The sequence below is a fragment of the Novosphingobium sp. JCM 18896 genome (assembly GCF_025938095.1).
Taxonomy (GTDB): Bacteria; Pseudomonadota; Alphaproteobacteria; order Sphingomonadales; family Sphingomonadaceae; genus Novosphingobium.
The window spans coordinates 834,976-859,670 of record NZ_JAPCZF010000001.1 but is presented as its reverse complement, the minus strand read 5'-3'; the positions used below and the strand labels follow the sequence as shown (position 1 = coordinate 859,670).

Annotated in this window: 27 protein-coding genes and 1 riboswitch; of the genes, 15 read left to right on the top strand and 12 right to left on the bottom strand. The window is 66.3% G+C overall.

Annotation, left to right across the window (positions count from 1 at the left end):
* Nucleotides 1-146 precede the first annotated feature (146 nt).
* From OLX23_RS04160 to OLX23_RS04125, 8 genes are all read left to right on the top strand, one after another.
* Nucleotides 147-746: a DUF2059 domain-containing protein gene (locus OLX23_RS04160; RefSeq protein ID WP_264443277.1), complete on the top strand. Its 600-nt coding sequence runs from the start codon at nt 147-149 to the stop codon at nt 744-746.
* A gap of 43 nt (nt 747-789) precedes the next feature.
* Nucleotides 790-891: riboswitch (ZMP/ZTP riboswitch) on the top strand.
* Between the two features lie 132 nt (nt 892-1,023).
* Complete coding sequence (gene rpiB, locus OLX23_RS04155; protein ID WP_264443276.1) at nt 1,024-1,461, top strand: ribose 5-phosphate isomerase B; 438 nt, start codon at nt 1,024-1,026, stop codon at nt 1,459-1,461.
* Between the two features lie 14 nt (nt 1,462-1,475).
* The gene (gene glyA / locus OLX23_RS04150; protein WP_264443275.1) at nt 1,476-2,768 is read left to right on the top strand and encodes a serine hydroxymethyltransferase; all 1,293 of its coding nucleotides are present in this window, start codon (nt 1,476-1,478) and stop codon (nt 2,766-2,768) included.
* A gap of 3 nt (nt 2,769-2,771) precedes the next feature.
* Nucleotides 2,772-3,248, top strand: a complete 477-nt coding sequence (gene nrdR / locus OLX23_RS04145; RefSeq protein ID WP_264443274.1) for a transcriptional regulator NrdR — start codon at nt 2,772-2,774, stop codon at nt 3,246-3,248.
* A complete protein-coding gene (locus OLX23_RS04140) occupies nt 3,232-3,966 on the top strand; it encodes an RNA methyltransferase (RefSeq protein ID WP_264443272.1) in 735 nt (244 codons plus the stop codon). The genes nrdR and OLX23_RS04140 overlap by 17 nt, the downstream gene beginning before the upstream one ends.
* A 39-nt stretch (nt 3,967-4,005) precedes the next feature.
* Entirely contained in the window at nt 4,006-4,302 is a 297-nt protein-coding gene (locus tag OLX23_RS04135) for a hypothetical protein (protein WP_264443271.1), read from the top strand.
* Between the two features lie 191 nt (nt 4,303-4,493).
* Complete coding sequence (rpsD, locus tag OLX23_RS04130) at nt 4,494-5,108, top strand: 30S ribosomal protein S4 (protein ID WP_264443270.1); 615 nt, start codon at nt 4,494-4,496, stop codon at nt 5,106-5,108.
* Between the two features lie 186 nt (nt 5,109-5,294).
* On the top strand, nt 5,295-5,459 hold the full coding sequence (locus OLX23_RS04125; RefSeq protein ID WP_264443269.1) for a hypothetical protein: 165 nt from the start codon (nt 5,295-5,297) through the stop codon (nt 5,457-5,459).
* 13 nt (nt 5,460-5,472) lie between these two features.
* Here the strand turns inward: OLX23_RS04125 and OLX23_RS04120 are convergent, their stop codons facing one another.
* Genes OLX23_RS04120 through tgt form a run of 3 tightly spaced genes read right to left on the bottom strand, consistent with a single transcriptional unit; the run spans nt 5,473 to nt 8,022 of the window.
* The gene (locus OLX23_RS04120) at nt 5,473-6,297 is read right to left on the bottom strand and encodes a sterol desaturase family protein (protein WP_264443268.1); all 825 of its coding nucleotides are present in this window, start codon (nt 6,295-6,297) and stop codon (nt 5,473-5,475) included.
* 46 nt (nt 6,298-6,343) lie between these two features.
* Nucleotides 6,344-6,883, bottom strand: a complete 540-nt coding sequence (locus tag OLX23_RS04115; RefSeq protein WP_264443267.1) for a hypothetical protein — start codon at nt 6,881-6,883, stop codon at nt 6,344-6,346.
* A 14-nt stretch (nt 6,884-6,897) separates the two neighbouring features.
* Nucleotides 6,898-8,022 carry a tRNA guanosine(34) transglycosylase Tgt gene (gene tgt, locus OLX23_RS04110; RefSeq protein ID WP_264443266.1) on the bottom strand — a complete coding sequence of 375 codons (1,125 nt, stop codon included), beginning with the start codon at nt 8,020-8,022 and terminating at the stop codon, nt 6,898-6,900.
* Nucleotides 8,023-8,131: 109 nt separating this feature from the next.
* On the opposite strand from tgt, the gene OLX23_RS04105 reads away from it, so the two are divergent.
* The gene (locus OLX23_RS04105; RefSeq protein WP_264443265.1) at nt 8,132-9,400 is read left to right on the top strand and encodes a cytochrome P450; all 1,269 of its coding nucleotides are present in this window, start codon (nt 8,132-8,134) and stop codon (nt 9,398-9,400) included.
* A gap of 142 nt (nt 9,401-9,542) precedes the next feature.
* Here the strand turns inward: OLX23_RS04105 and OLX23_RS04100 are convergent, their stop codons facing one another.
* The gene (locus OLX23_RS04100) at nt 9,543-10,967 is read right to left on the bottom strand and encodes a carotenoid oxygenase family protein (RefSeq protein ID WP_319641291.1); all 1,425 of its coding nucleotides are present in this window, start codon (nt 10,965-10,967) and stop codon (nt 9,543-9,545) included.
* A gap of 44 nt (nt 10,968-11,011) precedes the next feature.
* On the opposite strand from OLX23_RS04100, the gene OLX23_RS04095 reads away from it, so the two are divergent.
* A complete protein-coding gene (locus OLX23_RS04095; RefSeq protein WP_264443264.1) occupies nt 11,012-11,596 on the top strand; it encodes a TetR/AcrR family transcriptional regulator in 585 nt (194 codons plus the stop codon).
* Nucleotides 11,597-11,606: 10 nt separating this feature from the next.
* Here OLX23_RS04095 and OLX23_RS04090 read toward each other — a convergent pair whose 3' ends face one another.
* From OLX23_RS04090 to OLX23_RS04060, 7 genes are all read right to left on the bottom strand, one after another.
* Nucleotides 11,607-12,374, bottom strand: coding sequence for an ABC transporter permease (locus OLX23_RS04090; protein WP_264443263.1), 768 nt, complete (start codon nt 12,372-12,374; stop codon nt 11,607-11,609).
* On the bottom strand, nt 12,371-13,309 hold the full coding sequence (locus tag OLX23_RS04085) for an ABC transporter ATP-binding protein (RefSeq protein WP_264443262.1): 939 nt from the start codon (nt 13,307-13,309) through the stop codon (nt 12,371-12,373). Before OLX23_RS04085 ends, OLX23_RS04090 begins: the two co-directional genes overlap by 4 nt.
* Before the next feature lie 31 nt (nt 13,310-13,340).
* On the bottom strand, nt 13,341-14,369 hold the full coding sequence (gene queA / locus OLX23_RS04080; RefSeq protein ID WP_264443261.1) for a tRNA preQ1(34) S-adenosylmethionine ribosyltransferase-isomerase QueA: 1,029 nt from the start codon (nt 14,367-14,369) through the stop codon (nt 13,341-13,343).
* A 26-nt stretch (nt 14,370-14,395) separates the two neighbouring features.
* A complete protein-coding gene (locus tag OLX23_RS04075; RefSeq protein ID WP_264443260.1) occupies nt 14,396-15,067 on the bottom strand; it encodes a peptidylprolyl isomerase in 672 nt (223 codons plus the stop codon).
* 142 nt (nt 15,068-15,209) lie between these two features.
* A complete protein-coding gene (coaD, locus tag OLX23_RS04070; protein WP_264443259.1) occupies nt 15,210-15,731 on the bottom strand; it encodes a pantetheine-phosphate adenylyltransferase in 522 nt (173 codons plus the stop codon).
* Entirely contained in the window at nt 15,731-16,654 is a 924-nt protein-coding gene (locus OLX23_RS04065) for a polyprenyl synthetase family protein (protein ID WP_264443258.1), read from the bottom strand. Before OLX23_RS04065 ends, coaD begins: the two co-directional genes overlap by 1 nt.
* A gap of 1 nt (nt 16,655) precedes the next feature.
* Nucleotides 16,656-16,913: an exodeoxyribonuclease VII small subunit gene (locus tag OLX23_RS04060; RefSeq protein ID WP_264443257.1), complete on the bottom strand. Its 258-nt coding sequence runs from the start codon at nt 16,911-16,913 to the stop codon at nt 16,656-16,658.
* Nucleotides 16,914-17,007: 94 nt separating this feature from the next.
* On the opposite strand from OLX23_RS04060, the gene purL reads away from it, so the two are divergent.
* On the top strand, nt 17,008-19,170 hold the full coding sequence (gene purL / locus OLX23_RS04055) for a phosphoribosylformylglycinamidine synthase subunit PurL (protein ID WP_264443256.1): 2,163 nt from the start codon (nt 17,008-17,010) through the stop codon (nt 19,168-19,170).
* Between the two features lie 48 nt (nt 19,171-19,218).
* Here purL and serB read toward each other — a convergent pair whose 3' ends face one another.
* Nucleotides 19,219-20,103 (bottom strand): phosphoserine phosphatase SerB, encoded by an 885-nt coding sequence (serB, locus tag OLX23_RS04050; RefSeq protein WP_264443255.1) that lies wholly within the window; start codon nt 20,101-20,103, stop codon nt 19,219-19,221.
* Between serB and miaA the strand changes: the two genes are divergently transcribed.
* The 4 genes from miaA (at nt 20,096) to ilvC (ending at nt 24,562) form a co-directional block, all read left to right on the top strand.
* Nucleotides 20,096-21,055, top strand: coding sequence for a tRNA (adenosine(37)-N6)-dimethylallyltransferase MiaA (miaA, locus tag OLX23_RS04045; protein ID WP_264443254.1), 960 nt, complete (start codon nt 20,096-20,098; stop codon nt 21,053-21,055). The genes serB and miaA overlap by 8 nt on opposite strands.
* Nucleotides 21,056-21,225: 170 nt before the next feature.
* Nucleotides 21,226-22,968, top strand: a complete 1,743-nt coding sequence (gene ilvB, locus OLX23_RS04040) for a biosynthetic-type acetolactate synthase large subunit (RefSeq protein WP_264443253.1) — start codon at nt 21,226-21,228, stop codon at nt 22,966-22,968.
* Nucleotides 22,968-23,483, top strand: coding sequence for an acetolactate synthase small subunit (gene ilvN, locus OLX23_RS04035; RefSeq protein ID WP_264443251.1), 516 nt, complete (start codon nt 22,968-22,970; stop codon nt 23,481-23,483). The genes ilvB and ilvN overlap by 1 nt, the downstream gene beginning before the upstream one ends.
* A gap of 59 nt (nt 23,484-23,542) precedes the next feature.
* Complete coding sequence (gene ilvC / locus OLX23_RS04030) at nt 23,543-24,562, top strand: ketol-acid reductoisomerase (protein ID WP_264443250.1); 1,020 nt, start codon at nt 23,543-23,545, stop codon at nt 24,560-24,562.
* Nucleotides 24,563-24,695 lie beyond the last annotated feature (133 nt).

Genomic DNA, 24,695 nt, shown 5'->3' with positions numbered 1-24,695 from the left:
GTGGGAGAGTGCCTGAACGGAGCCCCGCCGCAGAGATGCGACGGGGCTCTCGTTTTATGGCTCTTCGCCGCGACCGATGGACGCCGTGCCGCTCGACTGGCATGTCGCGGGCCAGTTCGCCGCGGCGCCGAAGGGGCAATCCGATCATGATGAAGTTCGCTTGCGCGCTGGCCTTGGCGCCGGCTCTGCTGCTTTCCGCACCGGCCTGGGCAGAACCGGTGGCCACGACCGATCCGGCGGCGATCGCCCATGCCCGCGAAATCGTCGAAACGATCATGCCGCCCGACCGCCGCAGCACGATGGTGGCCGACATGATGCGCACGCTGACCGATCAGATGCGCCCGACCATGCTCGAACAGTCGGGCGATCCGGCCCTGCGCCGGATCATCGACAGCCATCTCGCAAAGGTGCTCGACCGTCTCACCCCGGTCACCGAACGCTACATGCCCCGACTGATCGACGCCATGGCCGAAGCCTATACGCACGAGTTCTCGCCGGCCGAACTCGACGAAGTGGCGCGCTTCGCCCGCACCCCGGCAGGACGGCGCTATCTTTCGCGCAGCACGGCGATCATGGCCGACCCCGCGGTGGCCGCGGCCAACCGCACCTATTTCGTCGAAGCGCAGGAGGCGAGCCTGTCCTCACAGACCGAACTGCAATCGGCGATCGCCGGCTATCTGCTCAAGCATCCGGATGCCTCGCGCAAGATCATGCAGGGCGCGAAAGCACCCGCTGCGCAGCCCTAGCCCCGCGCGCACCTTTACAAAGCGCCGGCCCAGGCCTAGATCGCCGCCATCGCGTAACTGACGAGACAGGCGGAGCACCGCCGTGGAGCGCGATCTCGAACCGCCATTGGGCGTTTCCTGTCTGCCGCTCGTCTGGGCACTCTCTGTTTCTTCGGGGAAGTGCCGTGTCCGTCTTTTGTGTCATCCCTGTCTCAGCGCCTCCCCGGGCTGGCCTTGGCGCGCCCTCGCGCCTAAGGGGCGGCTTCATCGATTCCTCTTCTTTCAGCGGATAGCCCCCATGCGCATCGCCATCGCTTCCGACCACGCCGCCGTCGACCTCAAGGCCGAACTGCGCGAGTACCTGATCAGCCTGGGCCACGAGGTCGCCGACCTCGGCCCCGAGACCGCCGACCGCGTCGACTATCCCGACTACGGCTACAAGCTGGCCGCGGTCGTCGCCGACGGTACGGCGCAGTATGGCGTCGCGCTCTGCGGCTCGGGCATCGGCATCTCGATCGCGGTCAACCGCAACCCGGCGCTGCGCTGCGCGCTCGTCTCCGAACCGCTCTCGGCCGCGCTGGCGCGCGAGCACAACAATGCCAATGCCATCGCCATGGGCGCCCGGCTGACCGGCATCGACATGGCCAAGGCTTGTCTCGACGCTTTCCTTTCGACCGAATTCGGCGGCGGCCGTCACACCGGCCGCGTCGAAAAGCTTACCAACCCCTCGATCTGAACAGGCAGGACCGCATGACCGACATCCGCCCCGAAGGCTTTTTCACCCAGGACCTGGCCCAGAGCGATCCCGAGATCGCAGGCTGGATCGGCAAGGAGCTCGATCGCCAGCGCGACAAGATCGAGCTGATCGCCTCCGAGAACATCTGCTCGAAGGCCGTGCTCCAGGCCGCCGGCTCGATCCTGACCAACAAGTATGCCGAGGGCTATCCGGGCAAGCGCTATTACGGCGGCTGCGAATACGTCGACGAGATCGAGCAGATCGCGATCGACCGCGCCAAGAAGCTGTTCGGTGCCGAATTCGCCAACGTCCAGCCCAATTCGGGCAGCCAGATGAACCAGGCCGTGTTCCTGGCGCTGCTGCAGCCGGGCGACACCTTCATGGGCCTCGACCTCAACGCCGGTGGCCACCTAACCCACGGTTCGCCGGTCAACATGAGCGGTAAGTGGTTCAACCCGGTGCCCTACACCGTGCGCCCCGACGATCACCGCATCGACATGGACGAAGTCGCCCGCATCGCGCGCGAGACTAAGCCCAAGCTGATCATCTCGGGCGGCACCGCCTATTCGCGCGAGTGGGACTTCAAGCGCTTCCGCGAGATCGCCGATGAAGTCGGCGCCTTCCTGCTGGCTGACATGTCGCACTTCTCGGGCCTCGTCGCCGGCGGTGAGCACCCCTCGCCGATCCCGCACGCGCACGTTACCACGACGACCACGCACAAGTCGCTGCGCGGTCCGCGCTCGGGTATCATCCTGTCGAACGACGAGGCGATCGCCAAGAAGATCAACTCGGCGATCTTCCCCGGCCTCCAGGGTGGCCCGCTGATGCACATCATCGCGGCCAAGGCCGTGGCCTTCGCCGAGGCGCTGCAGCCCTCGTTCAAGGCCTATGCCAAGGCCGTGAAGGCCAATGCCAAGGCGCTCGCGGCCTCGCTCCAGGAGCAGGGTCTCGACATCGTCTCGGGCGGCACCGACAACCACCTGATGCTGGTCGACCTGCGTCCCTACAACGCCAAGGGCAAGCACGCCGAGAAGGCGCTCGATCGCGCCGCGATCACCTGCAACAAGAACGGCATCCCCAACGATCCCGAGAAGCCTTTCGTCACCTCGGGTATCCGCCTGGGCACGCCCGCGGGCACGACGCGCGGCTTCGGCGAGGCAGAGTTCGCCCAGATCGGCAAGCTCATCGCCGAAGTTGTCGAGGGTCTGCGCAAGAACGGCGAAGAGGGCGACGCCCAGGTCGAGGCGAGCGTGAAGACGCGCGTCGAAGAGCTGTGCGCGCGCTTCCCGATCTACCAGGGTCTCTGACTCTTGCGCTGCCCGTTCTGCGCCCATGACAACAGCCAGGTGAAGGATTCGCGGCCCACCGAAGACGGGGCCGCGATCCGTCGCCGGCGGCAGTGCGAGGGCTGCGGGGCGCGGTTCACCACCTTCGAGCGCATCCAACTGCGCGAGATCACCGTGGTGAAGAGCGACGACACGCGCGAACCTTTCGCGCGCGCCAAGATCGAGCAGTCGGTCACCCTCGCCTGCCGCAAGCGCGGCGTGGCGCAGGAGCGGATCGACCAGCTCGTCTCGGGTATCCAGCGCCAGATCGAGACGATGGGCGAGACCGAGATCGCCTCGCGCGCGATCGGCCAGATGGTGATGGACGGGCTGCGCCAGTTGGACAGCGTTGCCTATATCCGCTTCGCCAGCGTCTATCGCGATTTCAGCGAGGCCAAGGACTTCGAGGAATTCGCCAGCGCGGTCCAACAAGTCGGTGGGCGCGATGTCGGCGGAAACTGACCGGAAGCCGATCGTCGTTCTCGTCCGGCCGCAGCTTGGCGAGAACATCGGCAAGGCCGCGCGGGCCATGCTCAACTTCGGGCTCACCGAGATGCGCCTCGTCGCCCCGCGCGACGGTTGGCCCAATCCCAGCGCCGGTCCGGCCGCGGCGGGCGCCGACGTCGTGCTCGAAAAGGCCGAGGTCTACGAGACCCTGGCCGAAGCTGTCGCCGACTGCGCGCACGTCTATGCCACGACCGTACGCAAGCGCGGCGTTACCAAGCCCGTGCTGACGCCCGAGGAGGCGGCGCGCGAGGTTCATACCGCGGTCGGCCGCTCGGCCTTCGTGTTCGGCCCCGAGCGTTCGGGGCTGGAGACCGAGGACGTCGCCCTCGCCCGTGCGATCGTCACGGTGCCGATCAATCCCGAATTCGGCTCGCTGAACCTCGCCCAGGCGGTGATCCTATGCGCCTACGAATGGTCGAAGAACGCGGACCTTGCCCAGCCCACGATCGAGGACCTGCTGCCGCCGGCGCCGCAGGACGAGCTCGAGGGGCTGATCGGCCATTTCGAGGCACTGCTCGAACCGCGCGAGTACTTCTTCCCCGAGAGCCGTGCGGCGGCCTCGCGGCGGACCTTGCGCAACCTGCTGACCAAGCCGGGCTGGAACCACCTCGAAGTGCGCACCCTGCGCGGCGTGCTCAGCCAGCTCGAACGCGAACCGGGTCGCAAGCGCTAGGTGCTTGCAAAATGCTGCAACGGGCAGCAATTTACACGCATGAAAGCAGCTACGCCGTTCCTCGCCGGATTGCTCATCCTTGCCGCGCCAGCGCTCGCCGCAGAGCCTGAAGTCACGCCGACGGCTAGCCCTACGTCCGCCTCGGGCGCACAGCCCGACGCCAAGCCCGACGATACGGCCGACAAGCTCGTCTGCCGCCGCCAGGTCGTCGTCGGATCGCGCCTTCCCGGCCCCAAGGTCTGCCGTACACAGGCGCAGTGGAACAGCAACAACCGCGACGATCAGGATGCGATCCGCCGCGCGCAGGACCATCGCCGCAGCGTCGACGGCGGCTGAACGCGGTTCTTTCGTATTGGGCCGGTCGCCGGCCTTGACTTTCCGTCATGCACCCGTCATGGGCGCGCCTTCGCAATTGGCCCTGCACCCCCGGTGAAGCAGCGGCCGCATTCGGCATCAGGCCGAATGGTGCGGTTCCGGGGTTTCAGCGCGGGCGACGGTCGCCCGTGCAGCAAATGGAGTGAAGGCGCATGTCGAAGCGCAATTCGTCGAAGTACAAGATCGATCGCCGCATGGGCGAGAACATCTGGGGCCGTCCCAAGAGCTCGGTCAACCGCCGCAGCTACGGCCCCGGTCAGCACGGCCAGCGTCGCAAGAGCAAGGTGTCGGACTACGGCATCCAGCTCCGCGCCAAGCAGAAGCTGAAGGGCTACTACGGCGAAGTCACCGAGAAGCAGTTCAAGGCGACCTACCAGGAAGCCTCGCGCATGAAGGGCGACACCGGCCAGAACCTGATCGGCCTGCTCGAGCAGCGCCTGGACATGGTCGTGTACCGCGCCAAGTTCGCGCCGACGATCTTCTCGGCCCGCCAGATCGTTTCGCACGGCCACATCCGCGTCAACGGCGTGAAGTGCAACATCGCCTCGCGTCGCGTGCGCCCCGGCGACATCATCAGCCTGGGCAACAAGGCCAAGGAAATGGCGCTGATCGCCGAAGCCCTGACCCTGCCCGAGCGTGAAGTTCCCGACTACGTCGCGCCCGACGGCACCGACAAGGTCACCTTCGTCCGCGTCCCGACGCTCGACGAAGTGCCCTATCCGGTCCGCATGGAACCGAACCTGGTCGTCGAGTTCTACTCGCGCTGATCCAGCTTTTCGCACCAGCGAATCGAACGAAGGCGGCCCGCGTGGCCGCCTTTTTTCTGCCCTAGTTTTGCGCCGGGCTTGCAGGTCTGTTGCTGCTTCGTTGCAGCGCACCATTCGTCGCGTTTTTCCTGCTGAAAACAGCATCCTGCTGGGAACTTCGTACCCTTGCCCGCATTATCCGGGCATATGAAACTCTATCGCTTCGTTACCCCGCACCGTCGCGGAAAATGGTACCCCGACCTCGAGACCGCACAGCGCTTCGCCGCCCAGATCGGCGCAGGCTTCATGGAGATGCGCTCGGGGCGCTTCTTCGCCTATCGCGGCACCAAGCTCGAGGTGAAGCCGGCCTGAGCCTGCTCTCACGTCACTCCGTCGGAGCGCGAAACCTCCGACCGCGGAACGGGTGCACGATGGCTTCCCAGACCGAACCCACTTCCTCCATTCCTTCGACTCCCGTCGGCGGAAATTCGTCGCGGGCAGGATGGTGGTAGGTGCCGAAGACCAGGTCCCACACGGGAAAGAAGGCCGCAAAGTTGCGATCGTGATGCTGGTCGAGCCGGCTGTGATGCACGCGATGGACCTGCGGACCCGCGATCACGGCGCTCATCGGACCGAGATGCAATCGCAGGTTCGAATGAATGAAGGCGCCCCAGAAGGTGAGCGCGATCGCGACCACGCCCGTCGCCACCGGTAGGTTGAACAGAAAGGCCATCGGCATGAACATCACGACGGTTCGGCCGATCTCCTCGAGCCAGTGGACGCGCATGTTGGCCGAGACGCCCAATGTCTCGTCCATATGATGCAGGCTGTGCATCCGCCAGAGTGCAGGAAACTGGTGCTGCGCGCGGTGCCACCAATAGTAGAAGAAATCCCAGACCAGCAGGTAGATCAGGCAGCCGGCGATCACGCCGAGGACGCCCGAGATCGAGATCCAGGGTAGCAGATCGACCAGGCCGCCGCCGCTCAAGGTGCCGGCCTCGCTGACCAGATACTTGATCGCCACGGCGAGGACCGTCGGCACGGCCAGATAGACCACCATCAGCCGCAGGTTGAGCCACCAGCCCCGCGCCGACTTGAGCGGCCCCGCCGGTACAAGCCGCTCGAGTGCTCCGAAGAACAGCAGAGGCAGCGCCAGCGGCGCGACCACACCGGCAACGAAGATCAGGCCATGCAGGATATCGTCCGCCATCGCGGCGTCATTGAACCCGTTTTGGCCGGGCCGATCAACGGGGTTCCTATTGGACGGGGATTGCGCAGACTGTGCGCATGGCCTTCACCGCCGCAGTCGAGCCCGTGAGGTCGAAGGTGAAGATCTCCTCGTTGCGGCTGTTGACCACCGCGAGGGTAGCACCGCGCGAGAACGAGCTAAGGAAAACCGGCGAGATGGTCTGCGCGATTTCCCAGGAGCGGCTGCCCGACTGATAACGGAGGCGCACCGAGAAGGCATCCTGCCAGTCCTCGCCGCGCGCGTAGAAGGCCACACGCTCGACCTGCCCGTCGGTGCGCAATCCGCCGCCCTGGTAGTTCGAGAAGGCGCCCGAGAGCCCGGGTTCGTCGCCCTTGCTGCAACCGCCGAGGAACTGGACGGTACCGCCCTTCGACGTCGCCATGATGCCGACCACGCCGCGCGCGGCATCCGAGGTGACGCTCCAGGCCGGCGGCCCGGCCGGGACAACGGGTTTCGCGGCCGGCACGGACTGCGCGAGCGCCGGCAGGAACGGTGCCAGAGCCAGCGACAGCGCGGCGATCCGCAGGGTGGTCTTGAGAGCGGTCATCGGTTCGGATCCCTTCAACGGCCGAGATAGTCGCGGCGGAAATCGGCGGCAAACTGGGCGAAGCGCCCTGCCCCGATCGCGTCGCGCATCGCCTGCATGAGCTGTTGGTAGAAGCTGAGATTGTGCTCGGTCATCAGCACCGCGCCCAGGATCTCGCCAGCCTTGATCAGGTGGTGGAGATAGGCGCGCGAATAGGTGGCGCAGGTCGGGCAGATGCAGCGAGGGTCGAGCGGGCCGGTATCCTCGGCGTGCTTGGCATTGCGCAGGTTGAGCGGCCCGGTCCAGGTGAAGGCCTGGCCGTTGCGGCCCGAGCGGCTCGGCAGCACGCAGTCGAACATGTCGACCCCGCGCTCGACCGCGCCGATGAGGTCGTCGGGCTTGCCCACGCCCATCAAGTAGCGCGGGCGATCTGCGGGAAGCTGGCCCGGCGCGAAGTCGAGCGTGGCGAACATCGCCTCCTGCCCCTCGCCCACGGCGAGCCCGCCGATCGCATAGCCATCGAAGCCGATGTCGCGCAGTGCGTCGGCACTGTTCTGGCGCAGGCCCTGGTCGAGCGCGCCCTGCTGGATGCCGAACAGCGCGGCATCCTCGGCATGTTCGCCGCCGCTGTCGAAAGCGTCGCGGCTGCGCTTGGCCCAGCGCATCGACATTTCCATCGAGCGGGCGATGACGTCGCGGTCCTGGTCGGCGCGCGGGCATTCGTCGAAGGCCATGACGATGTCCGAGCCGAGCAGCCGCTGGATCTCCATCGAGCGTTCTGGCGTCAGATTGTGGCGCGAGCCGTCGATATGGCTGGCGAAGGTCACGCCTTCCTCGGTGATCTTGCGCAGGTCGGACAGGCTCATGACCTGATAGCCACCGCTATCGGTGAGGATGGGGCGCGACCAGTTCATGAACTTGTGCAGCCCGCCGAGCCGCGCGACGCGTTCGGCGCCGGGACGCAGCATCAGGTGATAGGTGTTGCCCAGGATGATGTCGGCGCCGGTCGCGCGCACGGCCTCGGGCTTCATCGCCTTGACCGTGGCGGCCGTGCCTACGGGCATGAAGGCCGGGGTGCGGATCTCGCCGCGGCGCATCTGGATCGTGCCGGTGCGGGCCTTGCCGTCGGTGGCGTGGATGGAGAAGGCAAAACGGGTCATCGGTCGAGCCTATAGAGCCTGCCGCCGCGGATGCTAGCGCCCGTTGAGTCTGCTCGCCGGCGTGCTAACAATGCGGCGAACAAAAAGAATCACCGGAGAGAGACACGCCGTGACCGATTTTCGCGACACCGACTTCTTCAGCGATCCCGAGATCGCGCAGGACCTTCCGAACTACCTCGCCTCGCTGCGGTCGGCCTGCCCGGTGATGCGCGAGAAGTTCCAGGATGTCTTCATGGTCACGGGCTACGACGAGGCGCTCGAGGTCTACAACCAGCAGGGAGAGGTGTTCTCCTCCGCCGTCGCCGTTACCGGGCCGCTGCCGCCGCTACCCTTCACGCCGAACGGCAATGTCGCCGCGCAGCTCGCCGAGCATCGCCACGAGATGCCCTGGACCGACCACCTCGCCACCTTCGACGGTACGCACCACACCCAACACCGCGCGCTGCTCCAGGCGCTGCTCACGCACAAGCGGCTCAAGGCCAACGAAGACTATGTCGGCGGCCTGGTCATCCGCCTGGTCGACGGCCTGATCGACAAGCGCGGCTGCGAGATCACCAAGGATTTCGCCCACGCGCTCTCGACCTTGGTGATCGCCGATCTGCTCGGCGTGCCCGAAGAGGATCGCCCCGCCCTACTCGAAGCCATGGGTCCCGATCCGACCCAGCTTGGCGGCGACGAAGGCTTCAAGATCGGCGCAGACCCGCTGCTCCACCTGCACGCGCGCTTCCTCGGCTATCTGACCGAGCGCCTCGATAACCCGCGCGACGACATGCTGACCGATCTCGCCCAGGCCAGGTTCAAGGACGGCGGCGATCCGGGGCTGCACGTCAAGGCGCAGCTCGCCTGCTTCCTGTTCGGCGCCGGCCAGGACACTTCGGCGCGGCTCGTCGCGTTTGCCTTCCGCACGCTCGGCGACATGCCGGAGGTCCAGGCCAAGCTCCGCTCGGAGCCGCACCGGATCCCCGAGTTCATCGAGGAGGTCCTGCGCACGCAGCCGCCGGTCAAGACGATGTCCCGGCTCGCGATCAAGGACGGGGTGGTCGGCGGGGTCGATATCCCGGCGGGTTCGATCGTCACGGTCTGCTCGGGCGGCGCCAACCGCGATCCCCGGCACTTCGCCGATCCGGACACGTTCGACTACGATCGCCCGGGCGTGCGCGACCACGTCGCTTTCAGCCGCGGCTCGCATGGCTGCATCGGCGCGCCGCTGGCGCGGATGGAAGTGCGCGTGGCACTCGAACAGTTCCTCTCGCGCACTTCGGACATCCGCATTTCGGAAGAGCGCCACGGCCCGGCGGGCGCGCGGCGTTATTCCTACGAGCCGACTTACATGCTCCATGGCCTTCAGGCGCTACATGTCGAGTGGGACAAGGCCTAAGGGAAAAGCCCGTCCTCCCCACGGAAGCGGGGATCCATCTCCTACCGTTGCCAAATGAGAGCATCGGAGGTGGATTCCCGCCTTTGCGGGAATGAAGGGGCTTTATTTCGCTAGCATCTAATCGCGTCGCTTCGCGGCCCGATCAATCCGCCAGCCAGTTCCCGTGGAACCCCGGCGGCACGCGATGCGGGATGTGCACCAGCGCCACGGGCTCGGCCGCCATGTCGCTCGCGTCGAGGATCACCAGGTCGGTGGTCTCGTTCGCCTTGTCGATGACGTAGCCCATGACCCAGCCCTCGCCTTCGGGCGCGTCGGCGCTGCGCGGCACGAAGACGAATTCGCCGGGGACTTTGCCGGGGCCGAAATGGTGCGCGGTCCGCTCGCCGGTCTTGAGGTCGTGGCGATAGAGCGGCTGCTCGCCGAGGAAGGTCGTCTCGGCATCGGGCAGGCCGATCGCCCAGGCATAGCGGTAGTCCTGGCCGAAGAAGCGCTCGTCGGGCCGCGGGAACTCCTGCGGCGCGGCATCGATCGTCTGGCGATCCACACTGCGCGCGACCGGATCGATCACCCAGCGCTCGAAGCCGCGCGACTTGCCGCTGGGGCCCTCGCCATCGCCGGCGAACATCGTGTCGTAGACGTCGAGATCGACCACGACCTTGCCATCGGCGCGGTCGAACGAATTGGCGACGTGGAACACGTAGCAGGGATCCAGCTCGCACCAGATCGGCTCATCGCCCTCGCGCGGCAGCAGGCCCAGGCGCGCCTTGTGCTCGGGGTTCCAGCGATAGGGGAAGCTCGCACCGCCGATCAGCGTCTTCATCGAGAAGGTCACGGGCAGGTCGAACACCACGACGTAGCGATCGGTGATCGTGGAATCGTGAATGGAGGGGCCGTGCTCGACCGCGATCGGCTGCTCGCGCCGGACCTTGCCTTCCTTACCCACCACGACATGCCAGACCTTGTCTTGGGTCATGCCGTCATAGGTGATCGCATGGAGTTCTCCCGTCCGCGGGTCCTCGTGCGGGTGTGCGGTGAAGGGCCCTGTCAGGCTGCCGCCGAAGTCTCTGTAGGCGATCGATTCCAGCTCGTCCGAGAGTTCGACCGGATAGGATCCGGCCTCGACCAGCGCCAGAATCTTGCACCCGAGTTGGATCACGTTGGTGTTCACGTTGTCGAAGTTCGAGCGGCGTGGCCCCGGTGCCGCTTCCGGCCCGCCGACGCCTTCGAGCTTCTTCGAGCGGATGTAGCGGTTGCGATACCACTCGGCCTTGCCGTCCTTGAGCCGCAGGCCGTGGACCATGCCGTCGCCGATGAACCAGTGATAGCCGCGCGGATCGGGCTTGAACGGGTTGGGCCCGATACGCACATAGCGACCCGAGAGCTCGGCCGGGATCGTGCCCGTCACCGCGAGATCGGTCAGCGTGCGCTCGTCGTGCAGCGGCGCGTGGATGCCGGAGAGAAAGCGATGCTCGGCCTTGTCGTCCTGGAGACGGCGGTTGATGTCCGAAACGACTTCGATGCCCTTCCCGACGATGCTGCGGATCGTGTCTTCGACTGCGCTTGCCATGATACAAGTCTCCACCTAATGTTGATGTCGTAAACATACAGGCAATGATAACAGTGTCAACATCGTCCGAGACCAACCGCACCTATCACCACGGCGACCTGCGTTCGGCGCTCGTCGAAGCCGGCCTTAAAGCGCTCGAAACCGCGGATCCGAACGAACTTTCGCTGCGTCAGCTGGCACGCGAGGTCGGCGTCTCTGCGACGGCGGTCTATCGCCACTTCCCCGACAAGCACGCGCTTCTGAGCGCCCTGGCCGAGACCGGTCTGGCCAAGCTGTTCGAGGAGCAAAGCCTGGCCGCGGCCGCTGCGGGCGGTGGCCCGCTGGGCTTCGCCGCGACCGGGCGTGCCTATGTGCGCTTCGCCATTGCCCATCCGGGCCTGTTCCGCCTGATCTTCAGCCACGCCGAGCTCGCCGGCGGGGCCGAACTCGGCAACAACCCGGCGGGCCGCCTGCTGCGCGCCAATTCGGAGGCGCTGAGCGGCGGCGATGCGGCGGCGGCGCGCGAGATCCAGGTGCGCGCCTGGGCGATCGCCCACGGTCTCGCCATGCTCATTCTCGACGGCCACCTGCCCGCCGACGAGGCGCTGATCGACGCGACGATGCCGTCGCGCGATCCGTGTGAGATCTAGCTATCGCGCGTCAGCTGCGCAGGCGCCAGCCCGTGCGGAAGATGAACGCGATCACCGCGATGCACAGAGCCATGAAGCCCAGGGTCGCGGTGATCGCCGCGCCGAAGTTGACGTCGGCTTGGCCGTAGAAGGTCCAGCGCAGGCCGTTGACCAGATAGACCACGGGGTTAAACAAGGTCACCGTCTTCCAGGGCTCGGGCAGCATCTGGATCGAGTAGAAGGTGCCGCCGAGGAAGGTCAGCGGGGTCAGCACCAGCATCGGCACGACCTGCAGCTTCTCGAAGCCATCGGCCCAGCAGCCGAGGATGAAGCCGAGCAAGGAGAAGGCCACGGCGCTCAGCAGGATGAAGAAGGCGGCGAGCAGCGGATGCTCGATATGATAGTCGACGAAGACCCGCGCCGTGGCGAGGATCACCACCGCCAGGATCACCGACTTGGTCGCCGCCGCGCCGACATAGCCGACCAGGGTCTCGGCCACGCCGATCGGCGCCGAGAGCAGTTCGTAGACCGTCCCCGTGAACCGCGGCAGGTAGATACCGAAAGAGGCGTTAGCCGTGCTTTCGGCCAGGATCGTCAGCATCAGCAGGCCGGGGACGATGAAGGCCGCATAGGGCACGCCGCCCATCGTATCGATCCGCGAGCCGATCGCCCCGCCGAACACGATGAAATAGAGCGAGGTGGTCAGCACCGGGGTCAGGATCGACTGGAACAAGGTGCGCCAGGTGCGCGCCAGCTCGAACTTGTAGATCGCGAGGGTGCCGCGCAGGTTGAAGCTCATCGCGCGGCCTCCTGATCATGATGATTGCGGCCGATGAGATCGACGAAGATGTCCTCGAGGCTCGATTCGTGGACGTCGATGCCGGTGAAGTCGATGCCTTCGGCGAGCAGCGCCTTGAGCAGCGGCGCGACTTCGCCCTCGCCCGCGCCGTGGTAGCAGAGCACCTTGCCGCCATCCTCGATCGCCAGGCCGAAATGCTCGAGCGCGGCGGGGATCGCGGAGACGGGCTGCGCCAGCGCGATCTTGGCCTCGGTCGTGCCGAGCCGCGCCATCAGCGCGCGCTTCTCCTCGACCAGCTGGAGCACGCCGCGGTCGATCACGCCGACCCGGTCGGCCATCTCCTGGGCTTCCTCGATGTAGTGCGTGGTCAGGATGATCGTCACGCCCTGGTCGCGGAGTTGGCCGATCAGCTGCCACATGTCGCGGCGCAGCTCGACGTCGACGCCAGCGGTGGGCTCGTCGAGGAACAGCAGGTCGGGATCGTGCGCCAGCGCCTTGGCGATCAGCACGCGCCGCTTCATGCCGCCCGACAGCGCCGAGATGCGCTGGTCGCGCTTTTCCCAGAGCGACAGCGACTTGAGCAGCTTCTCGATCTTCGCCGGATCGGCGGGCCGGCCGAACAGCGCGCGGCTGTGCGTCACCGCGGGCAGGACATATTCGAACATGTCGACTGACAGTTCCTGCGGCACCAGCCCGATCCGCGCACGCGCCTTGCGCCAGTCGCGTGCCATGTCGAGCCCGAAGGCGCGGATCGTGCCCCCGCTCGGCCGGACGAGCCCGCAGACGAGCCCGATCAAGGTCGTCTTGCCCGCGCCGTTGGGCCCGAGCAGCGCGAAGATCTCGCCCTTGTTGATGGTCAGGTCGGTCGGTTGCAGAGCCGTCACGCCGCCGGCGTAGGTTTTCTGCAGGCCCTCAATCTCTAGAATCGCTCCCATCGCGCACAGATGAGGTCGCACGATGAAAGGTTCAAGGCAGCAACAGGCTGGAATCGCCGTAGGAATAGAATCGATAGCCCGCGGCGATCGCATGGGCATAGGCCGCCTGCATCGTCTCAAGCCCCATCAGCGCCGAAACCAGCATGAACAGCGTCGATTTCGGCAGGTGGAAATTGGTCATCAGCCCGTCGATCGCGCGGAAGCGATAGCCGGGGGTGATGAAGATCGCGGTATCACCTTCGAACGGACGGATGATCCCGTCCTCGCCGGTCGCGCTTTCGAGCAGGCGCAGGCTGGTCGTGCCCACCGCGATCACTCGCCCGCCGGCCTGGCGCACGGCGTTGAGGCGGTCGGCGGTGGCTGCGTCGATGCGGCCCCATTCGGAATGCATCGCGTGATCGGCGGTATCCTCGGCCTTGACCGGCAGGAAGGTGCCCGCGCCGACGTGCAGTGTCAGCGTCTCGTGCGCCACGCCGGCTTCGGCCAGCCCGGCCATCAGCTCGGGCGTGAAATGCAGCGCGGCCGTCGGCGCCGCCACGGCGCCCTTCTCGGCCGCGAACATCGTCTGGTAGTCCTGGTGATCGGCCTCGTCGGTCGGCCGCTTGCCGGCGATGTACGGCGGCAGCGGCATCTGGCCGGCGCGCTCGAGCAGGACCTCGACCGGCTCTTCGCCGGCGAAGGCCAGGGTCCAGCTGCCGTCGGCGTGCCGCTCCTCGGCCACGGCTTCGACATCGGCGGGGAATTCGATCCGATCGCCCTCGCGCAGCCGCTTGGCATTGCGCACGAAGGCCTGCCAGCGGCGCAGGTCGATCCGCTTGTGCAGAGTCGCACCGATCTTCGCCTCGCCGCGCCTGCCCTCGAGCTGCGCCGGGATCACGCGCGTGTCGTTGAACACCAGAACGTCGCCGGAGCGTAGTAGCCCCGGCAGATCGGCAACGCGGCGATCGTCGAGCGAAGCTTCACCCGCGACCACGAGCATGCGTGCCGCGTCGCGCGGGCGCACGGGACGCAGGGCGATGTTCTCGGGCGGAAGGTCGAAGTCGAAGAGGTCTACGCGCATGCGGCGCGCCTAGCGCGTCTCGGAAATCAATTCGACTTCGAATTGCTCAGCTGATCGGCCGTCACCGGGGCCGCCGGTGCAGGAGCGGCGGCGGCCGGCAGGGGCGCACCCTCGGCGCCCATCCAGGCGCGGACGATCTTGGTCGGGTTCTGCGGCGGTTCGCCGCGCTCGATCCGATCGGCCACGTCCATGCCCGCGATCACACGGCCGAACACCGTGTACTTATGGTCGAGCGCGAAGCGCGGATAGAACACGATGAAGAACTGGCTGTTGGCGCTGTTCGGATCGTTGGTCCGCGCCATCGACAGCGTGCCGCGCACGTGCGGCAGCGGGTTGAATTCGGACTTGAGGTCGGGAAGCTTCGAGCCGCCCTCGCCGGTACCCGTCGGATCTCCGGTTTGTGCCATGAAGCCGTCGATCACGCGGTGGAAGATGATGCCGTCGTAGAAATGCTCGGCGACGAGCGTCTTGATCCGCTCGACGTGGTTGGGCGCCCATTCGGGCATCAGCCGGATCGTGACGCGGCCGCCGTTCGACAGCTCGAGATAGAGCACGTCCTGCGGTTTGTTCGCGGGATTGGTGTCGACCAGGGTCGGGTAGACCTTGGCCGGGGTCACGGCAGGGGCATCCTTGGCCATGGCGGGCGCCGCGACGAGCGACAGGCCCAGAAACAGAGACGCGAACAGACGGGATTTCATTCGGCAGCACTCACCCATGGCCAGACCGGCGGCCTGGGCCTCCGGTATCGATCGGCCGCTCCGATAGCGTTCCGCCGCTGTCATGGCAATGAACGGAACCCGTCGCGGCCGGTTGGTTGTCGCGTTTTGACGCTCGGCTCGATCAGTACTCGCCGAGCCGTCCGGTCTGCTCGATCCGCACCAGCACGTCATCGCGCACGGTCGGGCTGACGAAGTTCGCGATATCGCCACCGAACAGCGCGATTTCCTTGACCAGCTTCGAGGCAATCGGCTGCAGGCTGACGTCGGCCATCAGGAAGATCGTCTCGATCTTGGCGTTGAGCTGCTGGTTCATGCCGGCCATCTGGTATTCGTATTCGAAGTCTGCGACCGCGCGCAGGCCGCGGACGATGACCGAAGCGCCCTGCTTCTCGGCAAAGCGCATGAGCAATGCGTTGAAGCCGACGACCTCGACGTTGTCGATGCCCAGTGCGTCGACCTCGCGCCGGACCATGGCCATGCGTTCCTCGGCGGAGAACATCGGATTCTTCGAGATGTTGGTGGTGACGCCGATGATCAGCCGGTCGACGAGCTTGGCGCCGCGACGGATGATGTCGGCATGGCCGAGCGTGATCGGATCGAAGGTGCCCGGATAGACCCCGACCCGCTCCTTACCACCCGTCATCAATGATTCCTTTCCACGATGTAGCGCGCCAGCGCGCGCAGCAGATCGGCTTCGGCGCCGTGGCTGCCGAGTTGCGCGACCGCCTGATCGACGAGCATCCGCGCTTGCGAACGCGCGCGTTCCGGGCCGAGCAACGACACGAAGGTCTGCTTGCCCTGTTCGGCATCCTTGCGCAGCGCCTTGCCCGCGGCTTTCTCGTCGCCTTCGTGGTCGAGCAGATCGTCGACGATCTGGAAGGCGAGGCCGATGTCGCGGGCATAGCCGCGCAGATGCGTGCGGCCTTCGGGCGGGATCCGCCCCAGGATCGCCCCCATCTCGACCGAGGCGCCGAGCAGGGCACCGGTCTTGAGTTGCTGGAGGCGTGTGATCGTCTGCAGGTCGAAGTCGCTTTCCTCGGCCATCATGTCCATCATCTGGCCGCCGGCCATGCCCTGGAAGCCGCTCGACTGGCCGAGCGTGGCGACAAGTTCGATCCGCGTGAAGGGATCGCCGCTGGTCACCGGATCGGCGAGCAGTTCGAAAGCGAAGGCATGGAGCGCGTCGCCGGCGAGCACTGCGGTCGCCTCGTCGAAAGCCTTGTGCACCGTCGGCTTGCCGTGGCGCAGGGCATCGTCGTCCATGCAGGGAAGATCGTCGTGGATCAGCGAATAGACGTGGATCGCCTCGATCGCGACACCAGCACGCAGCGCCGCGTCGCGATCGACGCCGAACATCTCGGCCGTCGCGGTCAGCAACAGCGGGCGCAGCCGCTTGCCACCGCCGATGCAGGCATAGCGCATCGCCTCGATCAGACGCGCGCGCGGATCCTGCGGCACGGGCAGAAGCTGGTCGAAGGCCTCGTCGATGTCGCGCGCGATACGGGCCAGGCCGTCGGCCAGAAGGCTCTCGGTCGACAGGCCGTCGCTCACGCCGGTTTCGCTCATGTCAGCGGCCCGGATCGTCGAAAGGCTGGGTGCCCGTCGCGTTCCCGTCGGGGCCGGCGACGATCCGCTCGATCCGCAGCTGCGCGGCGTCGAGTCGGGCCTGGCAATGCTTGCGCAGATGTTCGCCGCGTTCGTAGAGCGTGATCGAATCGTCGAGCGGCACTTCCCCACTCTCGAGCTTGCGGACCACGTCCTCCAGCGCGCGCAGCGCGTCCTCGAAGGTCAGTCCGGCGATGTCTGAGGCAGCGGTTTCAACCATGCGCCAGCAATGGCCGGGCGGCGTCCACCGGTCAAGCGCTCCAATCCTGTGCTGACGTCTAGCGCTCCGCGCAGAGGCGAGCTAAGGGCGCGGCATGTCCGAGATCACCGCAGATGTCGTCGCCGCCCACGGGCTGTCCGCAGAAGAGTACGAGCGCGTCCTGCATGCGCTCGGGCGTGAGCCGAACATGGTCGAGCTCGGCATATTCTCGGTCATGTGGTCCGAGCACTGCTCGTACAAGTCGAGCCGCCTCCATCTCAAGAAGCTGCCGACCGAAGCCCCCTGGGTGATCTGCGGCCCCGGCGAGAACGCCGGCGTGATCGACATCGGCGACGGCCAGGCCGCCATCTTCAAGATGGAGAGCCACAACCACCCGAGCTACATCGAACCCTACCAGGGCGCGGCGACCGGCGTCGGCGGCATCCTGCGCGACGTCTTCACCATGGGCGCGCGTCCCGTCGCCAACATGAACGCGCTGCGCTTCGGCCGGCCCGATCACCCGAAGATGAAGCACCTGGTCCAGGGCGTGGTCGCGGGCATCGGCGGCTACGGCAACTGCGTCGGCGTGCCGACGGTCGGCGGCGAGACCAATTTCCACAAAGCCTATGACGGCAACATCCTGGTCAATGCGATGACCGTGGGCGTCGCCGATACCGACAAGATCTTCTATTCGGCCGCCACCGGCCTCGGCAATCCGATCGTCTACGTCGGCTCGAAGACCGGCCGCGACGGCATCCACGGCGCGACCATGGCCTCGGCCGACTTCGACGAGAAGTCGGAAGAGAAGCGCCCGACCGTGCAGGTCGGCGATCCCTTCACCGAAAAGCTGCTGATCGAGGCCTGCCTCGAACTGATGGCGACCGACGCGATCGTCGCGATCCAGGACATGGGCGCCGCTGGCCTCACCTCGTCCTCGGTCGAGATGGCTAGCAAGGGCGGCGCGGGCATTCGCCTGAACATGAACAACGTGCCCTGCCGCGAAGAGGGCATGACGCCCTACGAAATGATGCTCTCGGAGAGCCAGGAGCGCATGCTCATGGTGCTTCAGCCCGGCAAGGAGCCGATGGCCGAGGCGATCTTCAAGAAGTGGGAGCTCGATTTCGCGGTGATCGGCGAAGTCACCGACACCGGCCACATGGTGCTCGAATTCGACGGCCAGGTGGTCTGCGACATTCCGCTCGGCCCGCTGGCCGACGATGCCCCGCTCTATGATCGTCCGCATGTGCCGACGCCGAAGCCGGCGGAACTGACGAATGTTCCGGCGAGCGCCGATCTCGGCGCGGACCTGCTGGCGCTGATCGCCAGCCCCGATCTCGCCTCGCGCCGCTGGATCTTCGAACAGTACGACAGCCAGGTCGGCGCCGACACCCTGCAGAAGTCGGGCGGTGACGCCGCGGTCGTGCGCATCCACGGTACCGACAAGGCGCTCGCGATCAGCACCGACTGCACGCCGCGCTATTGCTTCGCGGACCCCTACGAAGGCGGCAAGCAGGCGGTGGCCGAGACCTATCGCAACATCTGCGCGGTCGGCGCGACGCCGCTCGCCATCACCAACTGCTTGAACTTCGCCAACCCGCAGCGGCCCGAGATCATGGGCCAGATCGTCGGCGCGCTCGAAGGCATGGGCGACGCCTGCCGCGCGCTCGACTATCCGATCGTCTCGGGCAACGTCAGCCTCTACAACGAGAGCAAGGCGACCGGTGGCGGCTCGGCGATCCTGCCCACCCCCGCGATCGGCGGCGTCGGCCTGATGCTCGATCACAGCAAGATGGCGACGATCAAGTTCCATGCGATGGGCGAGCCGATCTATGTCATCGGCGAGAGCAAGGGCCACTTGGGCCAGTCGCTCTGGCTGCGCGAACTCCACGGCCGCGAGGAAGGCGCACCGCCGCCGGTCGATCTCGAGGCCGAGCGCCACAACGGCGAATTCGTCCGCGAACTGATCGCCGATCGCCGCGTGACCGCGGTGCACGACGTGTCCGACGGCGGCCTGCTGGTAGCCCTCGCCGAAATGGCCATGGCCAGCGGCATCGGCTGCGAGATCGATATCGCCGATGCCGGTCAGGCCTTCGGCGAGGACCAGAGCCGCTATGTCGTGACGGGTCGCGAGGCCGACGAGATCAAGGCCAAGGGCATCCCGGTCACGCGCATCGGCACCACGACCGGGACCTCGCTCAAGGGGCCGGGCTTCGACATTCCGGTAAAGACGCTGCGTGAGGCCAACGAGCGCTTCTTCAAGGACTGGATGGAAGGCTGATCGCCGCGATGACCCTCCCCATCCGCTACGCGGACAGGGAGGGTTTCATTACCCCGTAACCCATTCGTTGCGCGGGATCCCGAGCAGTTCGAGAATTGCCGTCAGGTCGCCGCGGTCGATCCAGCCATCGGCCGCGGCCCGCGCCTTGGGCTTTGCGCAGTAGGCGATGCCGTAGGTCGCGGCTTCGATCATCGGGATGTCGTTGGCGCCGTCGCCGGTGGCGAGGCTCGTCGCGCCCTCTCCCAGCTTGGCCATTTCTTCGAGCAAGACCGCCTTCTTGACGCTGCTGTCGACGATCGACCCGATCAGGCCGCCGGTAAGCTTGCCGCCCGCTACCTCGAGGCGGTTTCCGACTACCCTCTCGAAGCCGAGCTGTTCGGCCACGGGATCGGCGAACTGGTGGAAGCCGCCGGTTACCAGCACGGTGCGGCAGCCCTTGGCCTTGAGCGTGGCGACGAGCGTCTTGGCGCCGGGCATCGGTGCGATGCGCGTGGCCAGACATTCGGCGATCGCACCCTCGTTCAAATTCTCGAGCAGGCGAACGCGCTCGCGCAGCGCGGATTCGAAGTCGAGCTCACCCTGCATCGCCCGCTCGGTGATCTCGGCGATCTGATCCTTGATGCCCGCGAAGTCGGCGAGTTCGTCGATGCATTCGGCCGAAATCATCGTCGAATCCATGTCAGAGACGAAGACCCGCGGGATCACCGGCTCGTGATCGGACAGCAGCAGATCCGACGGCGCGAAATGGCGATCGAGGACTTCGCGCACGCCCGCGGCATCGCCGTGCGGCAGTTCGAGTTCGATCGCGTCCATGCCGCTCTTGATCGTTTCGGCCATGGCCACGGGCCAGCCCTTGCCGGCAAGTTCCTCGCGCGCACGATCGAGATTGGTCGCAAGGGTGCTGGTCTCTGCTATCAGCCGGGCAATGAGCAACGAAACGTCCTTCAATTCTATAGGCGATAAGCCGCCGCTGGCGCTCATCGCAGGGCCGACCGCGAGCGGCAAGAGCGATCTTGCCGTGCGCCTGGCGCTCGCGCTCGAAGCCGAGGGACGTCGCACCGTCGTGATCAATGCCGACAGCGCGCAGGTCTATGCCGACCTCTCGGTGCTCAGCGCGCGCCCCTCGGACGAGGAGATGCAGGGCATCGAACATCGCCTGTTCGGCGCCTGGGACGGTGCCGAGGCCTGCTCGGCGGCGGAATGGGCCGAGGCCGCCAAGCGCGAGATCGCGGCCGCGCATGATGCGGGCGTGGTGCCGATCCTCGTCGGCGGGACCGGCCTCTATGTCCGCACCCTGCTCGACGGGATTGCGCCCGTGCCCGAGATCGATCCGCAAGTGCGCGCAGAGGTCCGCGCCCTGCCCGTCGGCGAAGCCTATGCGGCCCTCTCCCGCGAAGATCCCGAACGCGCCGCCGCACTTTCGCCGGCCGATGCGGCGCGCGTCTCGCGCGCGCTCGAAGTGATCCGCTCGACGGGGCGCGGACTCAAGGCCTGGCAAAGCGAGCTCAGCGGAGGGATCGGCGGCGACGTGATGCTGCACCCGGTCATCCTGCTGCCCGATCGCACGAAGCTCTATGCCCGCTGCGACCTGCGCTTCGCACGCATGCTCGAGCTCGGCGCAATCGCCGAGGTCGAGGCGCTGCTGGCCCGCCGGCTCGATCCCGCCTTGCCCGTCATGCGCGCGATCGGCGTGCCGGAGATCGCCGGATACCTGCACGACGAATGGCCGCTCGACGAGGCCATGAGCCGCGGTGCGCAGGCGACGCGCAATTATGCGAAACGCCAGTTCACCTGGCTGCGCCATCAGCCACCGGCCGATTGGCACCGCGAAAGCAACGAACCTTTTTCAGAAAAAGCATTGTTTGAAACTTTATTTCAAACATAGGTGTTGACACCTCATTTCATGTCTCATACTGCGCCGCACAAATCCGCGGATGCGGTCTCGTGCCCGATACGAAGGCGACCCGGCGCGGCATTGCCGTACCGGGTCGGTTCTTTTAGAGGGCGCGGTAAGCCCATAGCGCGGGTACCGCGCGACTGAGGAAGGTTGGAACAGTGAGCGAAGAGCGCAGCGGCGCAAGCATTCTGGTCGAGAGCCTGGTCCGCCAGGGTGTCGAATTCGTGTTCGGCTATCCCGGCGGTGCCGTGCTGCCGATTTACGATGCCCTTTTCGGCGACGAACGCCTCCGCCACATTCTCGTGCGCCACGAAGCCGGCGCCGCGCACGCGGCCGAGGGCTATGCGCGCTCGACCGGCAAGCCCGGCGTCGTACTCGTCACCTCGGGCCCCGGCGCGACCAATGCCATCACCGGCATCGCCGACGCCTTCATGGATTCAATTCCGCTCGTCGTGATCACCGGCCAGGTGCCGACTTCGGTCATCGGTTCGGACGGCTTCCAGGAAGCCGACACCGTCGGCATCTCGCGCCACTGCACCAAGCACAACTATCTGGTGCGCGATCCCTCGCAGCTCGCGGCGGTGATCGACGAGGCGTTCCAGATCGCCACGACCGGTCGCCCCGGCCCCGTGCTGATCGATATCCCCAAGGACGTCCAGATCGCTTCGGCCGTGTGGAACGACGGTGCCATCCAGCGCCGCAACCGCTATTCGCCGACGGTCGAAGGCGGCAGCGAGGACATCGCCCGTGCGGTCGAACTGATCGCCAAGGCCAAGGCCCCGGTGCTCTACACCGGCGGCGGCGTGATCAACTCCGGCCCCGAAGCGACCGCGCTGCTGCGCCAGCTGCAGGCGCTGACCGGCGCGCCCGTGACCTCGACCCTGATGGGCCTCGGCGCCTTCCCGGCGGACAGCAAGGACTGGCTGGGCATGCTCGGCATGCATGGCACCTATGAAGCCAACTGGGCGATGAACCAGGCGGACCTGATCGTCGCGATCGGGGCGCGCTTCGACGACCGCGTGACGGGCCGTCTCGACGCCTTCGCGCCGAACTCGACCAAGATCCACATCGACATCGACCGCTCGTCGATCAACAAGACCGTGCCGGTCGACCTGCCGATCGTCGGCGATTGCGCGGTGGTGCTGCGCCAGCTCATCACCGAATGGGGCAGCCGCAAGCCGCAGGACCTGAGCGAGTGGAAGGGCCGGATCGACGGATGGCGTGCGCGCGACAGCCTCGCCTATCGCAAGTCGGACAGCGTCATCATGCCGCAGTTCGCGATCGAGCGCCTGTTCGAGCTGACCAAGGACCGCAACCCGATTATCGCGACCGAGGTCGGCCAGCACCAGATGTGGGCGGCACAGTACTTCCACTTCTACGATCCCAACCGCTGGCTCACCTCGGGCGGCCTCGGCACCATGGGCTACGGCCTGCCCGCTGCGATCGGCGCACAGCTCGGCAATCCGAACGACCTCGTCATCGACGTGGCCGGCGACGCCTCGATCCAGATGAACATCCAGGAGCTGGGCACGGCCACGCAGTATCGCCTGCCGGTCAAGGTGTTCATCCTCAACAACGAGTGGATGGGCATGGTCCGCCAGTGGCAGGAACTGACCTATGAGAGCCGCTTCTCGCAGTCTTATTCGGACAGCCTGCCCGACTTCGTGAAGCTGGCCGAAGCTTACGGTTGGAAGGGCATCCGCATCGAGAACGAGAGCCAGCTCGACGACGGCATCCGCGCGATGATCGAACATCCGGGCCCGGTGATCGTCGACTGCCTGGTCGACAAGCCAGCCAAGTGCTTCCCGATGATCCCCTCGGGCGCGGCCCATACCGACATGATTCTCGACGGTGACGTGGTCGCCGGCACGATGGACGACGAAGCGAAGGCCCTGGTGTGATGAAGATCAAAGAAGAGGCGTCGGAACGCCACGTCCTCACCATCACCGTCGACAACGAGGCGGGCATCCTGGCGAAGATCGCCGGTCTGTTCACCGCGCGCGGCTACAACATCGACAGCCTGACCGTGGCCGACATCACCGAGAACCATTCGGTGAGCCGGATCACGATCGTCACCCACGGCCCGCCCGCGCAGATCGACCAGATCCACGCGCAGCTCGAGCGGCTCGTGCCCGTGCACAAGGTCGTCGATCTCACCGAGATCGGCCCTTACGTCGAGCGTGAGCTGGCGCTGATCAAGGTGGCCGGCACCGGCGACATCCGCGTCGAGGCTCTGCGCGTCGCCGAAGTGTTCCGCGCCAAGGTGGTCGACACCTCGACCCGCAGCTTCGTCTTCGAGCTGACCGGCACGCCTGACAAGATCGACAGCTTCGTCGCGATCATGCGCGAGCTAGGCATCGTCGAGGTCGGCCGCACCGGCGTGGTCGGAATGATCCGCGGCCCCGAAGCGGCCTGATTTTTTCGCATCCCGTATTTTCACACCCTCACATTTTTGATTCTTCGAAGGATAGAGACATGAAGGTTTATTACGACGCCGACGCCGACCTGAACCTGATCACCGGCAAGAAGATCGCCATCCTCGGCTACGGCAGCCAGGGCCACGCCCATGCGCAGAACCTGCGCGATTCGGGCGTCAAGGAAGTCGCCATCGCGCTGCGCGAGGGTTCGGCCACGGCCAAGAAGGCCGAGAACGCCGGCTTCAAGGTGCTGTCGAACAAGGAAGCCGCGGCCTGGGCCGACATCCTCATGATCCTCGCGCCCGACGAGCATCAGGCCGCGATCTATGCCGACGACATCCACGCCAACATGAAGCCCGGCGCAGCGCTGGCCTTCGCCCACGGCCTCAACGTCCACTTCGGCCTGATCGAGCCGCGCGCCGACATCGACGTGATAATGATCGCGCCGAAGGGCCCGGGCCACACCGTGCGCAGCGAATACCAGCGTGGCGGCGGCGTGCCCTGCCTGATCGCCATCGCGCAGGACGCCACGGGCAATGCACACGACGTCGCGCTCGCCTACGCCTCGGGCGTCGGCGGTGGCCGTTCGGGCATCATCGAAACCAACTTCCGCGAGGAATGCGAGACCGACCTGTTCGGCGAGCAGGCCGTGCTCTGCGGCGGCGCCACGGCGCTGGTTCAGGCCGGCTTCGAAACGCTGGTCGAGGCCGGTTACGCGCCCGAGATGGCCTATTTCGAGTGCCTCCACGAGCTGAAGCTGATCGTCGACCTGATGTATGAGGGCGGCATCGCCAACATGCGCTACTCGATCTCGAACACCGCCGAATACGGTGACATCACCACGGGTCCGCGCATCATCACCGAAGAGACCAAGAAGGAAATGAAGCGCGTTCTGGCCGACATCCAGTCGGGCCGCTTCGTGAAGAACTTCGTGCTCGACAACCGCGCCGGCCAGCCCGAGCTCAAGGCCGCCCGCCTGGCCGCCAAGCGTCACCCGATCGAGGAAACCGGCGCCAAGCTGCGCGCCATGATGCCCTGGATCGGCGCCAACGCGCTGGTCGACAAGTCGAAGAACTGATCGCGACGCGTCGTCACCCGCGGTCAGTCTTCGTGGCCGGTCTGCGGGGAACGGAAAATGGGGAGGGCTGGTCCGTTCGGACCGGCCCTTTTCTTTGCGCGACAGCGAGCTAGGATCGCCCCGAACTGGCGCC

Coding starts and splice junctions, on each gene's coding strand:
- miaA (WP_264443254.1), top strand. CDS start 20,096: ATGAGCAACGAAACGTCCTTCAATTCTATAGGCGATAAGCCGCCGCTG.
- ilvN (WP_264443251.1), top strand. CDS start 22,968: ATGAAGATCAAAGAAGAGGCGTCGGAACGCCACGTCCTCACCATCACC.
- purL (WP_264443256.1), top strand. CDS start 17,008: ATGTCCGAGATCACCGCAGATGTCGTCGCCGCCCACGGGCTGTCCGCA.
- rpsD (WP_264443270.1), top strand. CDS start 4,494: ATGTCGAAGCGCAATTCGTCGAAGTACAAGATCGATCGCCGCATGGGC.
- OLX23_RS04140 (WP_264443272.1), top strand. CDS start 3,232: ATGTCGGCGGAAACTGACCGGAAGCCGATCGTCGTTCTCGTCCGGCCG.
- OLX23_RS04160 (WP_264443277.1), top strand. CDS start 147: ATGATGAAGTTCGCTTGCGCGCTGGCCTTGGCGCCGGCTCTGCTGCTT.
- tgt (WP_264443266.1), bottom strand. CDS start 8,022: ATGACCCGTTTTGCCTTCTCCATCCACGCCACCGACGGCAAGGCCCGC.
- OLX23_RS04060 (WP_264443257.1), bottom strand. CDS start 16,913: ATGGTTGAAACCGCTGCCTCAGACATCGCCGGACTGACCTTCGAGGAC.
- OLX23_RS04095 (WP_264443264.1), top strand. CDS start 11,012: ATGATAACAGTGTCAACATCGTCCGAGACCAACCGCACCTATCACCAC.
- OLX23_RS04100 (WP_319641291.1), bottom strand. CDS start 10,967: ATGGCAAGCGCAGTCGAAGACACGATCCGCAGCATCGTCGGGAAGGGC.
- rpiB (WP_264443276.1), top strand. CDS start 1,024: ATGCGCATCGCCATCGCTTCCGACCACGCCGCCGTCGACCTCAAGGCC.
- glyA (WP_264443275.1), top strand. CDS start 1,476: ATGACCGACATCCGCCCCGAAGGCTTTTTCACCCAGGACCTGGCCCAG.
- OLX23_RS04115 (WP_264443267.1), bottom strand. CDS start 6,883: ATGACCGCTCTCAAGACCACCCTGCGGATCGCCGCGCTGTCGCTGGCT.
- OLX23_RS04125 (WP_264443269.1), top strand. CDS start 5,295: ATGAAACTCTATCGCTTCGTTACCCCGCACCGTCGCGGAAAATGGTAC.
- ilvC (WP_264443250.1), top strand. CDS start 23,543: ATGAAGGTTTATTACGACGCCGACGCCGACCTGAACCTGATCACCGGC.
- OLX23_RS04075 (WP_264443260.1), bottom strand. CDS start 15,067: ATGAAATCCCGTCTGTTCGCGTCTCTGTTTCTGGGCCTGTCGCTCGTC.
- queA (WP_264443261.1), bottom strand. CDS start 14,369: ATGCGCGTAGACCTCTTCGACTTCGACCTTCCGCCCGAGAACATCGCC.
- coaD (WP_264443259.1), bottom strand. CDS start 15,731: ATGACGGGTGGTAAGGAGCGGGTCGGGGTCTATCCGGGCACCTTCGAT.
- OLX23_RS04135 (WP_264443271.1), top strand. CDS start 4,006: ATGAAAGCAGCTACGCCGTTCCTCGCCGGATTGCTCATCCTTGCCGCG.
- OLX23_RS04090 (WP_264443263.1), bottom strand. CDS start 12,374: ATGAGCTTCAACCTGCGCGGCACCCTCGCGATCTACAAGTTCGAGCTG.
- OLX23_RS04120 (WP_264443268.1), bottom strand. CDS start 6,297: ATGGCGGACGATATCCTGCATGGCCTGATCTTCGTTGCCGGTGTGGTC.
- OLX23_RS04065 (WP_264443258.1), bottom strand. CDS start 16,654: ATGAGCGAAACCGGCGTGAGCGACGGCCTGTCGACCGAGAGCCTTCTG.
- OLX23_RS04085 (WP_264443262.1), bottom strand. CDS start 13,309: ATGGGAGCGATTCTAGAGATTGAGGGCCTGCAGAAAACCTACGCCGGC.